Genomic DNA, 14,819 nt, shown 5'->3' on the forward strand with positions numbered 1-14,819 from the left:
CCGCGCTCGCGCTGTGGCGCTGGGTCCTCGCACCCGCCGGCCGGTTCCTCGCCCACCTCGCGCGTGAGGTGGGCGAGGCCCTCGGGCACGCCTGGCGGATCGCCGGGCGGATCTCGCGGGCCGTCGGGCGGGTCCTCGGGACCCTCTTCCGGTGGATCTTCGTGGAGCCGGTGCGCTGGGCGTACCGGACCGTCCTCACACCGGTCGGGCACGCCGTGCGGGCCGCCGTCCTGCGGCCCGTCGCCGCGGGCGTGCGCGCGGTGGGGCGGGCCACGCGCGAGGCGCTGGCCTCGGCCCGCGACACGGCACGGCAGGCCCGGGCGGAGTTCCGCCGGATGCTCTTCGGCGCGCCCCCGCAGCCGGCCGCGGTGGACCGGCGGGAACCCGTGCCCCACGACACACGTACTCTTGGTAGGAGTACGACCGCTCTCACGAAGGACTAGGACACTGGGCAAGCGACAGCCCGAAGGCCCGCCGCCCGCACCCGCGGTGCAGCGCATCCGACTGCGCTACACCAAGCGCGGCCGCCTGAGGTTCACCAGCCACCGAGACTTCCAGCGCGCCTTCGAGCGTGCGCTGCGCCGCGCCGAGGTGCCCATGGCGTACTCGGCCGGGTTCACGCCGCACCCGAAGGTGTCGTACGCCAATGCCGCACCCACCGGCACGGGCAGCGAGGCGGAGTACCTGGAGATCGCGCTCACCGCACCGCGCGACCCCGAGATCCTGCGCGCCCTCCTCGACGAGTCGCTGCCCCCCGGGCTCGACATCGTCGATGCGGTCGAGGCACGGACCTCGGGCCTCGCCGACCGGCTGACGGCCTCCGTCTGGGAGCTGCGGCTGGACGGCGTCGACCCGGCCGACGCCGGGCGCGCGGTCGAGTCCTTCAACCGGGCCGGGACCGTGGAGGTCCAGCGGACGACCAAGAACGGTGTCCGCACCTTCGACGCCCGCCCGGCCGTGGTGAGCCTGGAAACGCACGGTTCACCGGCTGATAGGCCGAGCGACCGGCCCTGTGCGATACTGCGGCTGGTTGTTCGGCACGTGACGCCTGCCGTACGACCCGACGACGTCCTGTCCGGTCTCCGCGCCGTGGCCGACCTGGCGCCGCCGGTCCCCGCAGCGGTGACCAGGCTGGCGCAGGGGCTGTTCGATGAAGAGACCGGCACGGTGACCGACCCGCTCGCGCCCGACCGCGAGGCAGCCGAGGCCCTGACGGCCCAACCGGTTGCCGCCGCGACGGCGCCGACGCCGGAAGGTCCCGCGTAGGGACGGACGTCGTAGCGCCGCCCTCGTACTCGGGAGCCACCTGGGTCGGGCAGCGCACCGACCAGAAGACTTTCGCCAGGCCGTACCGACAAGGCGTACGGAACCGGCGAGACAGGACACAGAGTGCTCCCGTGCGGCGCCCGCGCCCCGGACGGCGGCCATCGCGCTTCGCGCGGGCCGCGGACGTCAACGGCGGACGGTCCCTTGAGACCGGCGTCGGACCAGGTGCGGCGCCCGGGAGCCTGACGGGAGAAACGCCCGCATGCTCGAGCCGACCGAACCCCTCGAGGGTTCCGAACTGAACACTCCCAGCGACACGCTGCCGCCGCGCAGGCGCCGCCGTGCCGCCTCACGTCCGGCGGGCCCGCCCGCCGCCGGGGAGGCGCCCGCCGAGGTCACCGTGCCGGCCGTACCGGTCGCGGATGCCGACGAGGTCACCGAGGTGGCCGAGACCGCCGTAACGCAGGAAATTGTCGACGCCGCCGGTGCTGAAGAGGCAGAAGTGACCGAAGAGACCGAAAAGACCGGACACGCCGCTGCCGCCGAGGAGCCCGCGCCCGCGCGTCCGCGTCGCCGTGCCACCCGCCGCGCGTCGGCTCCCGTCGGTGCCCCGGCGTCCGCCGAGACCGCCGAGACCGTCGTCCCGGCCGCATCCGCCGGCGCTGAGCCCGCTCCCGCCGTCGCCGAGGCCGGCGCCGTCGTGGTGGGCGAGGAGGCGGCCCCGCGCCGCGCCCGCCGCCGGGCCACACGCGGCGCTGCCGCGCCGGTCGCCGAGGCCGCCGCGTCCGCGGAGAGCGCCGCCGCCGAGGCCCCGGCCGAGGCGCCCGCCGAGGTTCCGGCGACCGAGGCCCCCGCCGAGGCCGCATCCGCCGGACGTCCGCGTCGTCGCGCGACCCGGCGTGCGTCGGCTCCCGTCGGTGCGCCCGCGTCCGCCGAGACCGCCGAGACCGTGGTCCCGGCCACCGCCGCTGAGCCGGAAGCCGCTCAGGAGCCCGCCGCCGAGGCCCCCGCTGCCGCCGAGGCCGCGCCCGCGCGTTCGCGTCGGCGTGCCACGCGCCGGGTGTCGGCGCCCGCCGCCGCCGCGCAGGAGGCTCCGGCCGCCGCCGTGGCCGCTGAGCCGGAGGCCGCCGAGGAGCCCGAGGCCGCTCCGGCCGTGCCGGAGGAGCCCGCCGCCGAGGAGGCCGCCCCGCGCCGTACCCGCCGCCGCGCCACCCGCCGGGTGGCCACGGCCTCCGGCACGCCCGAGAACGAGGAGACCGCCGGGACGACGGCCCAGGAGGCTCCGGCCGCCGCCGGGACCGCGCAGCCGGAGGCCCCCGCGACCACGCACACCACCGAGCCGGCCCCCGCCGCCCAGGCTCCGCAGGCCGCCGCGCCGGCCGCCGCCGAGGCCGGGGGGCCGCGCAGGTCCCGCCGCCGGGTCGTACGGGCGGCGTCCGGGTTCTCCGAGCCCCCGCAGGCCGCCGCGTCCCAGGCCGCCGAGCCCGCCGAGGCCGAGGCCGAGGGCGCGCGTCGGCCCGCCCGCCCCGCCGTCGCGGTCTTCCAGGCGCCCGTGTTCACCGAGCCCAGGTTCCAGTTCCAGACCCCGGAGCGGGCCGCCGCCGAGGCCGCCGCCGTGGCCGCCGGGACGGAGGAGACCGAGGAGACCGAGGAGTACGCGGCGGAGCGCGCCGAGGCCGGTGGCCGCCGGCGCCGTCGCCGCCGTGGTGCCGCCGAGGAGACCCGCCCGGCCGAGGCCGTCGCCGAGGAGGAGGCGGAGGAGACCGAGGAGGTCCCGGAGTCCGCCGAGGACCTCGCCGACGGCGAGGACGGGGACGAGGCCGAGGGCTTCGAGGAGTCCGGTGCGCGCCGCCGTCGCCGCCGTGGCGGACGCCGTCGCCGGCGCGGTGACGCCGGTGAGGGCGACGGCGTGGACGCCGAGGCCGACGAACTGGCCGCCGAGCAGGCCGCGCAGGACGCCGAGGACACCGCCGAGCAGGAGGAAGAGGACGCCGAGGACGCCCACGGCGAGGAGTCCGGCGGGTCCAGCTCCAGCAGCCGTCGCCGCCGTCGCCGCCGTCGCCGTGCCGGTGACTCCGGCACCGAAGCCGAGCCGTCCGCCGACGACCCGGAGCGCACGGTCGTCAAGGTCCGCGAGCCGCGCAAGCCCAGCGAGCCGTCCGACGAGGTGCAGTCCATCAAGGGCTCGACCCGTCTGGAGGCCAAGAAGCAGCGCCGCCGCGAAGGCCGCGAGCAGGGCCGCCGCCGCGTCCCGATCATCACCGAGGCCGAGTTCCTGGCCCGCCGCGAGGCCGTCGAGCGCGTGATGGTGGTCCGCCAGCACGGCGACCGTACGCAGATCGGCGTCCTGGAGGACGGCGTGCTCGTGGAGCACTACGTCAACAAGGAGCAGTCGACCTCGTACGTCGGCAACGTCTACCTGGGCAAGGTCCAGAACGTGCTGCCGTCGATGGAGGCCGCCTTCATCGACATCGGCAAGGGCCGCAACGCGGTCCTGTACGCCGGTGAGGTCAACTTCGAGGCGCTCGGCATGGCCAACGGGCCGCGCCGCATCGAGTCCGCCCTGAAGTCCGGCCAGTCGGTCCTGGTCCAGGTGACCAAGGACCCGATCGGGCACAAGGGCGCGCGCCTGACCAGCCAGGTCTCCCTGCCGGGCCGCTACCTCGTGTACGTCCCCGAGGGCTCGATGACCGGCATCAGCCGCAAGCTGCCCGACACCGAGCGGGCCCGGCTGAAGACCATCCTCAAGAAGATCGTCCCCGAGGACGCCGGCGTCATCGTGCGCACCGCCGCCGAGGGCGCGAGCGAGGACGAGCTGCGCCGGGACGTCGAGCGGCTGCAGGCGCAGTGGGAGGACATCCAGAAGAAGGCCAAGAGCGGCAACGCGCCGACGCTGCTCTACGGCGAGCCGGACATGACCGTCCGGGTCGTGCGCGACATCTTCAACGAGGACTTCACCAAGGTCATCGTCAGCGGCGACGAGGCCTGGTCGACCATCCACGGGTACGTCTCGCACGTCGCCCCGGACCTGGCCGGCCGGCTGTCGCGGTGGACGTCCGAGGTGGACGTCTTCGCCACCTACCGGATCGACGAGCAGCTCGCCAAGGCGCTGGACCGCAAGGTCTGGCTGCCCAGCGGCGGTTCCCTGGTCATCGACCGGACCGAGGCGATGGTCGTCGTCGACGTCAACACCGGCAAGTTCACCGGCCAGGGCGGCAACCTGGAGGAGACGGTCACCAGGAACAACCTGGAGGCGGCCGAGGAGATCGTGCGCCAGCTGCGGCTGCGCGACCTCGGCGGCATCATCGTGATCGACTTCATCGACATGGTCCTGGAGTCCAACCGCGACCTGGTGCTGCGCCGCCTGCTGGAGTGCCTGGGCCGGGACCGTACGAAGCACCAGGTGGCCGAGGTGACCTCGCTGGGTCTGGTGCAGATGACCCGCAAGCGGGTCGGCCAGGGCCTGCTGGAGTCCTTCTCCGAGACCTGCGTCCACTGCAACGGCCGCGGTGTCATCGTCCACCTGGACCAGGCCACCGCGAACGGCGGCGGCGGCAAGCGCAAGAAGCGCGGCGGCCGGGGCGGCGAGTCCCAGGAGCACGTGCACGAGACCGCCGCCGTGGCCGTGGAGAGCGGCGAGGCCGTCGAGCCCGAGGTGGAGACCGCCGTGTCGGTGGCCGCCGAGGCCGCCGAGCCGGTCGCGCTGCCCGCGCCCGACTTCACGCCGGACGAGGAGCTGTACAGCAGCGTCGCCGAGGCGGAGGCGGCGGCCGGCCGTGGCCGTACGCGACGCCGGGCGAGCCGCCGGGCGTCGGCTCCGGCGGGAGCCCCGAAGGCGGAGGCTCCGCGCACCGAGACCCGCAGGGCCGGCAGGGCCGAGCGGGCCGAGGCCGCCAGGGCCGCGCAGGCCGAGGCGGAGGCCGCCGAGGCAAAGCCTGCTGCCGCGACGGAGCAGGCCGCCGAGGCCCCGACCGCCCAGGACGTCACCGCCGAGCAGGCGGCGGCGCGCCCGGTGCGGCCGGAGTCGGCCGCCGAGGCGCTGGCCGAGCCCGCGGCCGCCGAGGACCAGGTGGTTCCGGCGCCGCAGGCCGAGGCGCCGGCCGCCGAGGAGGCCGCGCCCAAGGGCCGTACGCGGCGCCGGGCGACCCGCAAGGTGTCGGCCCCGGCCGGCTCTCCCGCGGGCGCCGAGGCGGCCGTGGTGACGGTGCCGGAGACCGCGCACGCGGCCGAGGCACCGGCCGAGCGTCCCGCCGTGGCCGAGGCACCGGCCGAGGAGGCACCCGCCCCCGCGCCCGCCGAGAGCGCCGCCGCGCCGGCCCGCCCGCGCCGCCGTGCGGTGCGCAAGGCCACCGCGCCGACCGCGTCCGAGGAGGCGGCCGTCGTGGTCGTCCCGTCGGGCACGGCCGAGGAGGCTCCGGTGGCCGCGGCGGCCGAAGCGGTTCAGGCTCCCGCGGCGGAGGCTCCGCTGAGCGGGGAGCCGGTGGCCGAGGAGGTCGCGCCGGCCAAGAAGACCGCCCGCAAGGCGGCCAAGAAGGCCCCGGCGAAGAAGACCACCGCCAAGAAGACCGTGGCCAAGAAGACGGCCGCGAAGAAGACGACGGCCAAGAAGGCGACGAAGACCGCCAAGACGGCCGCCGCGAAGTCGACGGCGAAGAAGACCACCACGGTCTCCACCGCCGACGACGAGGGCTGACGCCCGCGGTGTGCGGACGGTCCGGTCACCCACGACCGGACCGTCCGCACACCGGTGGGGCCTCCCGTGTCCGTGGGGTCCGCCCCGCTTCCACGGGGGCCCGTGGGGTCCGTCCCGAGTGACGGTCCGCACACCCCCGGGGCCCGGTTTGACCCCCCAGGTCGTGGCCCCGTAACCTTGACCGTCGGCGTGTCCACTGAACACGCCACATCCCCGTAAACCTCTTCCTCCCGGGCGCAAGGCGGGCCGGGAGAGGTCGTCCGTGGTGTTCCTGGGCGACTGGCCTGCGGGGGTGCCGTTTCTTCGAGCGAAAGTGAGATCCGCGTGTACGCCATCGTGCGCAGCGGTGGTCGCCAGCACAAGGTTGCTGTCGGCGACATCGTTGAGGTTGACAAGATTTCCACTGCCAAGGTTGGCGACACGGTCGAGCTCTCGACCCTGCTCGTTGTCGACGGCGACGCTGTGACCAGCGACCCGTGGGTGCTGGCCGGCATCAAGGTCCAGGCCGAGGTCGTGGACCACCACAAGGGCCAGAAGATCGACATTCTGCGCTACAAGAACAAGACCGGCTACCGCCGTCGTCAGGGCCACCGCCAGCAGTACACGGCGATCAAGGTCACTGAGATCCCCGCGGCTGCGAAGTAAGGGACTGAGGAGAAATGGCACACAAGAAGGGCGCATCGTCCACCCGGAACGGTCGCGACTCCAATGCCCAGCGGCTCGGCGTGAAGCGCTTCGGCGGTCAGGTCGTCAACGCGGGTGAGATCCTGGTCCGCCAGCGCGGCACCCACTTCCACCCCGGCGCCGGCGTCGGCCGTGGCGGCGACGACACGCTGTTCGCCCTCCAGGCCGGTGCGGTGGAGTTCGGCAGCCACCGTGGCCGCAAGGTCGTGAACATCGTTCCGGTCGCCTGAATCGTCTGATTCAGCACCGTACGTTTCGCGAGGCGGACCTCACTTCCCGGTCGGGAAGCGGGTCCGCCTTTCGCGTGTTAACAACTAGACATACCCGCACTTCCTGGAGGCACTGAACCATGACCACCTTCGTGGACCGCGTCGAACTGCATGTCGCCGCGGGTAACGGAGGCCACGGCTGTGCCTCCGTTCACCGTGAGAAGTTCAAGCCGCTCGGCGGCCCCGACGGCGGCAACGGCGGCCGTGGCGGTGACGTCATCCTGACCGTCGACCAGTCGGTCACGACGCTGCTCGACTACCACCACTCCCCGCACCGCAAGGCCACCAACGGCAAGCCCGGCGAGGGCGGCAACCGTTCCGGCAAGGACGGCGAGGACCTGGTCCTGCCGGTGCCGGACGGCACGGTCGTCCTGGACAAGGACGGCAACGTGCTCGCCGACCTGGTCGGCCACGGCACCTCGTACGTCGCCGCGCAGGGCGGCCGGGGCGGCCTGGGCAACGCGGCGCTGGCCTCCGCACGCCGCAAGGCGCCCGGCTTCGCGCTGCTGGGCGTGCCCGGGGACCTCCAGGACATCGTCCTGGAGCTGAAGACCGTCGCCGACGTGGCCCTCGTCGGCTACCCGAGCGCCGGCAAGTCCTCGCTGATCTCCGTGCTCAGCGCGGCCAAGCCGAAGATCGCCGACTACCCGTTCACGACGCTGGTCCCGAACCTGGGCGTGGTGACCGCGGGTTCCACCGTGTACACCATCGCCGACGTGCCCGGTCTCATCCCCGGCGCCAGCCAGGGCCGCGGTCTGGGCCTGGAGTTCCTGCGGCACGTGGAGCGGTGCAGCGTCCTGGTGCACGTACTGGACACCGCGACGCTGGAGTCCGACCGCGACCCGGTCTCCGACCTCGACATCATCGAGGAGGAACTGCGGCAGTACGGCGGCCTCGACAACCGGCCCCGCATGGTCGTCCTGAACAAGGTCGACGTACCGGACGGCAAGGACCTCGCCGAGATGGTCCGCCCCGACCTGGAGGCCCGCGGCTACCGGGTCTTCGAGGTGTCGGCCGTGGCTCACATCGGGCTGCGGGAGCTGACCTTCGCCCTCGGCGAGCTGGTCGCCAAGGCGCGTGCCGCGAAGCCGAAGGAGGAGGCGACCCGGATCGTCATCCGGCCCAAGGCCGTGGACGACGCGGGCTTCACCGTCGTCCGCGAGGACGTCGGCGGCGAGCCGCTGTTCCGGGTGCGCGGCGAGAAGCCCGAACGCTGGGTCCGCCAGACCGACTTCAACAACGACGAGGCCGTCGGCTACCTCGCCGACCGGCTCAACCGCCTCGGGGTGGAGGAGAAGCTGATGAAGGCGGGCGCCCGCACGGGCGACGGCGTCGCCATCGGCCCCGAGGAGAACGCGGTCGTCTTCGACTGGGAGCCGACCGTCATGGCCGGCGCGGAGATGCTCGGCCGCCGTGGCGAGGACCACCGCTTCGACGCGGCCCGCCCCGCGGCACAGCGCCGCAGGGACAAGCAGGCGGAGCGCGACGAGTCGCTGCGGGAGTACGACGACTTCGATCCGTTCGAGTAAGCACGTTCGAGTAGGCACGTTCGGGCAAGCACGTTCTGCCCGGCCGTCGGGTGAGGCACACTGCGCGACACGCAGCGGACCCAGGTCCGCTGCGTGTCGCGTTTTTCTGTCTGCCGGATCCCGGAGCCGGCAGCCCCGAGGGGCGAATCTCCTCAAGAAAGTCACGGGCAGCACAAATCGATCACCGGCCCCGGCCGGGATCGAAATACGGCGTCCCGGATGTCAATTCCGTGGCAATGAGCGCCGGGTCGTGCCGTATTCCCGCCCTGTTCGCGACCAGGCGTTGCGACATATGAAGAACCCGTGCATCCCCGTGCCCCGGGACGTGAAGACGCGCACACTCCGCCGGGCTGCCGCACAGCCGCCGGACCGGCCGCTGTGCAGGGCCTTTACATGGCGATGGAGGTGTCGCCCAAACATATTCAGGGAAATCTGTGGATTTACTCACAGGTATTTCACGGGCGTTCACATCACCTGTCACCTATCGACAGGAGCGCACGATGAATAAAAGGTTGCACGCACATGTGCGGTGCCCGTCACTCGCCTTGCATCGCGGTTACCGGGAATGCAACCATTCCCGGCGTCCGTGTCGCCCACAGGTAGGTCACTTGTGTCCCAGCACATAGCCAAGCCCCGTACCACCGCCGTGATCCTGGCTGGTGGAACCGGTCAGCGGGTGGGTCTTTCGATCCCCAAGCAGCTGCTGAAGATCGCCGGCAAGGCAGTCATCGAGCACACCCTGGCCACCTTCGAGCATGCCGACTCGATCGACGACGTCATCGTGCTGATGACCCCGGGCTATGTGGCCGACGTGGAGAGGCTCGTCGCGAAGGCGGGCTTCACCAAGGTGAAGAAGGTCATCGAGGGCGGCCAGACGCGGAACGAGACCACGGAACGCGCCATCGCCGCGCTCGGCGAGGGCCTGTCCGAGGGCGAGGACCGCAACGTACTGTTCCACGACGCCGTACGCCCGCTGCTCTCGCAGCGTGTCATCGACGACTGCGTGGCCGCGCTGGAGCGCTACCAGGCCGTGGACGTCGCCATCCCGTCCGCGGACACCGTCATCGTCACTCGTACGCACGGCGAGGACGGCGAGTTCATCACCGAGATCCCCGACCGCTCCCGGCTGCGCCGCGGCCAGACCCCGCAGGCCTTCCGGCTGTCCACGATCCGCCACGCCTACGAGGTCGCGGCCGGGGACCCCAACTTCGAGGCCACGGACGACTGCTCGGTGGTCCTCAAGTACCTGCCCGACGTGCCGATCCACGTCGTCGCGGGTGACGAGTACAACATGAAGGTGACGCAGCCGGTCGACGTCTTCATCGCCGACAAGCTGTTCCAGCTCGCCTCCACCGCCGCGCCCGAGCGGATCGGCGAGAACGCCTACCGCGACCTGCTCACCGGCAAGACCTTCGTGATCTTCGGTGGCTCCTACGGCATCGGCAAGGACCTCGCCGAACTCGCCGGGGCCTACGGCGCGGACGTCTACGCGCTGGGCCGCTCCACCACCGGCACGCACGTGGAGAACCCGCAGGAGGTCGACGACGCGCTGTCCATGGCGTACACGGAGACCGGCCGGATCGACTACGTCGTCAACACCGCGGGCGTGCTGCGCATCGGCAGGCTCGACGAGACCGGCAGCGCCACCATCGAGGAGGCCCTGAAGGTCAACTACCTCGCCCCGGTGCAGATCGCGCGCGCCTCCTACAAGTATCTGGCCGAGACCGGGGGCCAGTTGCTGCTCTACACCTCCAGCAGTTACACCCGCGGCCGTGCCGAGTACTCCCTGTACTCCTCCACGAAGGCGGCCATGGTGAACCTCACGCAGGCGCTGTCCGACGAGTGGGCCGCCGACGGCATCCGCGTCAACTGCATCAACCCCGAGCGCACCGCGACGCCGATGCGCACCAAGGCCTTCGGCGCGGAGCCCGCGGGCACCCTGCTCTCCTCCGAGGCCGTCGCCGGCACCTCCCTCGACGTACTGCTGTCGGAGCTGACCGGACATGTCATCGACGTCCGCCAGCAGGACCCGACCGCGGGCGCGGCCAAGGCCTCGGGCTTCGAGCAGGCGCTCGCCGCACTGCTGGACCGTCAGGACGATCTTTAGCAGTCCGGGCAAAGGGCACCCCCTCTCAGAGCAGGTTTCTCCTTGATATCCACCGCTATTCGCCTCGCCCGGGTGGGCAGCGCGGCCGAGCTGGCCGCGGCGGCCCTCCTGATCCTGGGCTTCCCGGCGCTCATGCTGGCCGCGCTCGTCCCGAGCGTCCCCGCCTTCGCGGCCGTGACCGCCGTGACGTACCTGGCGGACCACTACCTGCACCGCAAGGGCAGCTATCTGGTCAACCGCCTCAGCAAGATCCGGGCGGGTCTGTCGATCCGCTTCCTGATCAGGCAGCTGCTGCTGGTCCTGCTGCTGGCCCGCCTGTCCCTCTCGGACGACCTGGTCTTCTACGGCGCCGTCGCCTGCTTCATCGCCTTCTACGGACTCCAGGCCCCCCACGGCGCCCTGGTCACCCTCATCCGCAACCGTCGCCGGATGCCGGTGGCCACCCGCAACATCGACCTGAGGTCCCGCGTCCGCATCCCGGACGCCCCGCCGCGCCGGCTGATGCACCGCTCCGCGGAGAAGATGCTCCACCTCGACCTGCCGGCGGTCGCCGGCATCCTGCTCTCCACCGCGCTCCACCCCGCCGTCGCCTTCACCGGCACCGGCCTCACCGTCGGCCTCGGCTGCCTGTACGTCCTCGTCCTCATGCCGTACGTACGCGGGCGGAAGGTCCCGCCGCGGGCCGGTGCCGTCCTCGCCGCCGTGGACGACTGGCTGACCGGCTACAAGCCCGAGACGGTCCTGTACTTCTCCGGCTCCAAGGACTCCGCCTACCAGGTCAACATGTGGCTGGAGACGATGGAGCGGCTGGACACCCGGCCACTGGTCATCCTCCGCGAGCGCGTCGTCCTGCGCGGCCTCGCGCCCACCACGGTCCCCGTCCTCTGCGTGCCGGGAGGGGTGCACCTGATGAACCTGGACCTGTCGAGCGTGCGCGTCGCCCTGTACGCGGCCAACGTCGGCAAGAACATCCACCTGCTGCGCGTTCCCACCATGAAGCACGTCTTCATCGGCCACGGCGACAGCGACAAGCTCGCGAGCGTCAACCCGTACAGCAAGGTCTACGACGAGGTGTGGACCGCCGGCCGCGCCGGCCGCGACCGCTACGCCATCGCCGACGTCGGGGTCCGCGACGACGACATCGTGGAGGTCGGCCGCCCTCAGCTCGCGCCCGTCCGCAGCGCGCGGGGCGGCCCTAAGGACCGTGTGCCCACGGTTCTGTACGCCCCCACCTGGGAGGGCTGGGACGGAAACCCCGGCAACACCTCGATCGTGCTCGCCGGCGAGAACATCGTGACGAAGCTGATCACCGCCGACCCGCCGGTCCGCGTCCTGTACAAGCCGCACCCGTTCACCGGCAACGTCAGCGAGGCCGCCAAGGCCGCCCACCGGCGCATCGCCGCCCTCGTCGAGGAGTCGGCCGCCGCGCGCGCCACCGACTCCCGCTTCACCGCGGACAGCGCCGCCCTGGACCGGGCCAAGGCCGAGCTGGCCCGGATCGAGGCCCGGCTCGCCGAGCTGGCCGGCGCCGGCGGCAGCAAGGGCGACGAGGCCGAGGCCACCCGCGACGGCAACACCGAGGTGGACCGGCACGAGGAGACCGCCCGGCTGCGCGCCGAGTGGAACGACGCCTACTGGCGCTCCTTCCCGTCGTACGAGCACCGCGTGATCAAGGGCGCCCAGCCGCGCCTGTACGACTGCTTCAACGTCTGCGACGCGATGGTCTCCGACATCTCCTCCGTGGTCTCCGACTTCATCGCGAGCGGCAAGCCGTACGCGGTCACCGACTCCGCCGCGGTGGGGGCCGATGAGTTCAGGCGGCAGAACACCGCCGTGCGCGCCGCGGTGATCCTCTCCAACGGCGCGGCGGAGCTGGGCGGACTGCTGGACGCCGTGCGCGCCCCGGCCGCCGACCCGCTGGCGGACGCGCGCGCGGAGCTGAAGCGGTACCTGCTCGGCCCGGACGAGCCGAAGTCGATCGACCGGTTCAACACCGCGCTCGCCGACCTGGCCCTCAGGTCCGAGGCGCGCAACGCCGGCCGGCAGCCCCGGCCGGGCGCGGCGAACGCCGACCCCGCCGAAACGGCCGAGCTGGTCGACGCGGTGCCGGGCCAGCGCACCGCGTCGGCCGGAGAGACGGCCGGAGCGATGGCCGGGGAGACGGCCGGAGCGATGGCCGGGGAGACGGCCGGAGAGACGGCCGGGAGGTGGCCAGAGCGATGGCCGGAGAGGCGGAAGGGGTGACCGCGGGATGACCGTCACGCCGTGACCACGCCGTCGGGCCGGCGCGCGGAACGCCGCTGTCCGGGGGCTGGACCGATGTGCGGTGGGAGGTCCGCTTCCCGTAGATTTCCGAGCGGCGCAGCGGAGCGAGGCGAGGGGCGGCAGGGCAAGGTGGCAAGCGCGAGGCAGGCCGTGGGCGAGGCCCGCAGGATCGTCGTCAAGGTGGGCTCCTCCTCCCTGACCACCGCCACGGGCGGCCTGGACGCCGACCGTGTCGACGCGCTGGTCGACGTCCTCGCGAAGATCCGCAGCGGGGGAGAGCGGGAGATCGTCCTCGTGTCCTCCGGCGCCATCGCCGCCGGCCTGGCCCCGCTCGGCCTGCGCCGCCGCCCCAAGGACCTCGCCCGCCAGCAGGCCGCCGCCAGCGTCGGCCAGGGCCTGCTCGTCGCCCGCTACACCGCCTCCTTCGCCCGCTACGGCGTCCGCGTCGGCCAAGTCCTGCTCACCAGCGACGACATGAGCCGCCGCGCCCACCATCGCAACGCCTCCCGCACCCTCGACAAGCTGCTGGCGATGGGTGCCTTCCCGATCGTCAACGAGAACGACACCGTCGCCACCGACGAGATCCGCTTCGGCGACAACGACCGCCTCGCCGCCCTCGTCGCCCATCTCGTCCACGCCGACCTGCTGGTCCTCCTCTCCGACATCGACGGCGTCTACGACGGTGACCCCAGCAGGCCCGGCACCTCCCGGATAGCGGAGGTCAAGGGCCCGGAGGATCTCGCCGGCGTCGAGATCGGCAGTGCGGGCAAGGCCGGTGTCGGCACCGGCGGCATGGTCACCAAGGTGGAGGCCGCCCGCATCGCCGCCGCCGCCGGCATCCCCGTGGTGCTGACCAGCGCCGTACACGCGGCCGAGGCCCTGGCCGGCGGCGACACCGGCACCTACTTCCACCCCACCGGGAAGCGCTCCGCGGACCGGCTCCTCTGGCTGCAGCACGCCTCCACCCCGCAGGGCGCCCTCACTCTGGACGACGGCGCGGTGGACGCGGTCGTGCAGCGGCGCACCTCACTGCTGCCGGCCGGAATCGCCGCCGTGGAAGGCGAGTTCAGCGCCGGCGATCCCGTCGAACTGCGTGACGCGCAGGGCCGTGCGGTGGCCCGGGGGCTCGTCAACTTCGACTCCAGGGAGATCCCCCGGCTGATCGGGCGTTCGACCCGCGAGCTGGCGCGCGAGCTGGGGCCCGGCTACGAGCGTGAGGTCGTACACAGGGACGACCTGGTGCTCCTGCACGTGTAGCTCTCGCAAAACCGCTCGTAAAACCGGACGTAAGGAACGCCCCCGGTGGGGGACGTTCCGTAAAACCACCACGCGGAGCCCTGCGGCCTGCTCAACTTTGTCCCGGGGACATGTTGAAAGGACACGTTCCGTCAAGGGGCCGAGCGAGCGATGCGGACCTTGCGAGCCAAGCGTGAAGGAGGCCGTCGTGAGACGAGTGCGCCCTGGGACGGCGTCCCGCGGTGCTCTGACGAGCGTCGCGGCCGGGGACACCTATGAGGAGCCCAAGGACCTGCCCAGGCTGTGGCACGTCACCCTGAGCGTCTCCGGGGAGAAGGTCCCCCTGCCCGAGCTGCGGCGGGCCCTGGAACAGCTCGCCCACGACCACCCCTTCCTGCTGACCAGCAGATACGCGCCCGACCACGCGGAGATCCGGTACTGGGAAGAGGCCCGCGACCTGCACGACGCCGCCGCCGTGGCGCTGCGCCTGTGGGGCGAGCACCGGCAGACCGCCGGCCTGCCCGCCTGGGAGATCGTCGGTCTGGAGGTCATCGACCGCGAGACCTACCACCAGCGCATCGCCGAGGGCTACGGCCCCGCGCCGGCGACACCGGTCGGGGTGCACCCCTTCTGATCCGGCCGAGCCGGGCGAGGCTGAGCCGGGCCAAGCCGAGCCGGGCCAAGCCGAGCTGAGCCGGGCCGGGCGGGGCGGGGTCGAGCCGGGCCAAGCCGAGCTGAGCCGGGCCGGGCGGGGCGGGGTCGAGCCGGGC

9 protein-coding genes and 1 pseudogene are annotated in these 14,819 nt (G+C 72.8%); all 10 read left to right on the forward strand.

Features of this window, described 5'->3' with window-relative positions; translation table 11 throughout:
* Positions 1-443 (forward strand): annotated as a pseudogene (locus AB0B40_RS04200) (hypothetical protein); the annotation flags it as partial.
* Between the two features lie 46 nt (positions 444-489).
* Complete coding sequence (locus AB0B40_RS04205; RefSeq protein ID WP_345060541.1) at positions 490-1,266, forward strand: TIGR03936 family radical SAM-associated protein; 777 nt, start codon at positions 490-492, stop codon at positions 1,264-1,266.
* A gap of 262 nt (positions 1,267-1,528) precedes the next feature.
* Positions 1,529-5,959, forward strand: coding sequence for an Rne/Rng family ribonuclease (locus AB0B40_RS04210; protein WP_362262722.1), 4,431 nt, complete (start codon positions 1,529-1,531; stop codon positions 5,957-5,959).
* A 324-nt stretch (positions 5,960-6,283) separates the two neighbouring features.
* Positions 6,284-6,604: a 50S ribosomal protein L21 gene (gene rplU, locus AB0B40_RS04215; RefSeq protein ID WP_004931419.1), complete on the forward strand. Its 321-nt coding sequence runs from the start codon at positions 6,284-6,286 to the stop codon at positions 6,602-6,604.
* A 14-nt stretch (positions 6,605-6,618) separates the two neighbouring features.
* A complete protein-coding gene (gene rpmA, locus AB0B40_RS04220; RefSeq protein ID WP_061922958.1) occupies positions 6,619-6,873 on the forward strand; it encodes a 50S ribosomal protein L27 in 255 nt (84 codons plus the stop codon).
* Positions 6,874-6,992: 119 nt separating this feature from the next.
* Complete coding sequence (gene obgE, locus AB0B40_RS04225; protein ID WP_345058044.1) at positions 6,993-8,441, forward strand: GTPase ObgE; 1,449 nt, start codon at positions 6,993-6,995, stop codon at positions 8,439-8,441.
* 610 nt (positions 8,442-9,051) lie between these two features.
* Positions 9,052-10,548, forward strand: coding sequence for a bifunctional cytidylyltransferase/SDR family oxidoreductase (locus tag AB0B40_RS04230; RefSeq protein ID WP_362262725.1), 1,497 nt, complete (start codon positions 9,052-9,054; stop codon positions 10,546-10,548).
* A gap of 42 nt (positions 10,549-10,590) precedes the next feature.
* A complete protein-coding gene (locus tag AB0B40_RS04235; protein ID WP_362262728.1) occupies positions 10,591-12,792 on the forward strand; it encodes a hypothetical protein in 2,202 nt (733 codons plus the stop codon).
* Between the two features lie 171 nt (positions 12,793-12,963).
* Complete coding sequence (gene proB / locus AB0B40_RS04240; protein WP_345058068.1) at positions 12,964-14,070, forward strand: glutamate 5-kinase; 1,107 nt, start codon at positions 12,964-12,966, stop codon at positions 14,068-14,070.
* A gap of 187 nt (positions 14,071-14,257) precedes the next feature.
* Entirely contained in the window at positions 14,258-14,683 is a 426-nt protein-coding gene (locus tag AB0B40_RS04245) for a hypothetical protein (RefSeq protein WP_345058035.1), read from the forward strand.
* Positions 14,684-14,819 lie beyond the last annotated feature (136 nt).

This window comes from Streptomyces sp. NPDC042638, assembly GCF_040647235.1.
Classification (GTDB): domain Bacteria; phylum Actinomycetota; class Actinomycetes; order Streptomycetales; family Streptomycetaceae; genus Streptomyces; species Streptomyces rameus.

Coding starts and splice junctions, on each gene's coding strand:
- AB0B40_RS04210 (WP_362262722.1), top strand. CDS start 1,529: ATGCTCGAGCCGACCGAACCCCTCGAGGGTTCCGAACTGAACACTCCC.
- rpmA (WP_061922958.1), top strand. CDS start 6,619: ATGGCACACAAGAAGGGCGCATCGTCCACCCGGAACGGTCGCGACTCC.
- obgE (WP_345058044.1), top strand. CDS start 6,993: ATGACCACCTTCGTGGACCGCGTCGAACTGCATGTCGCCGCGGGTAAC.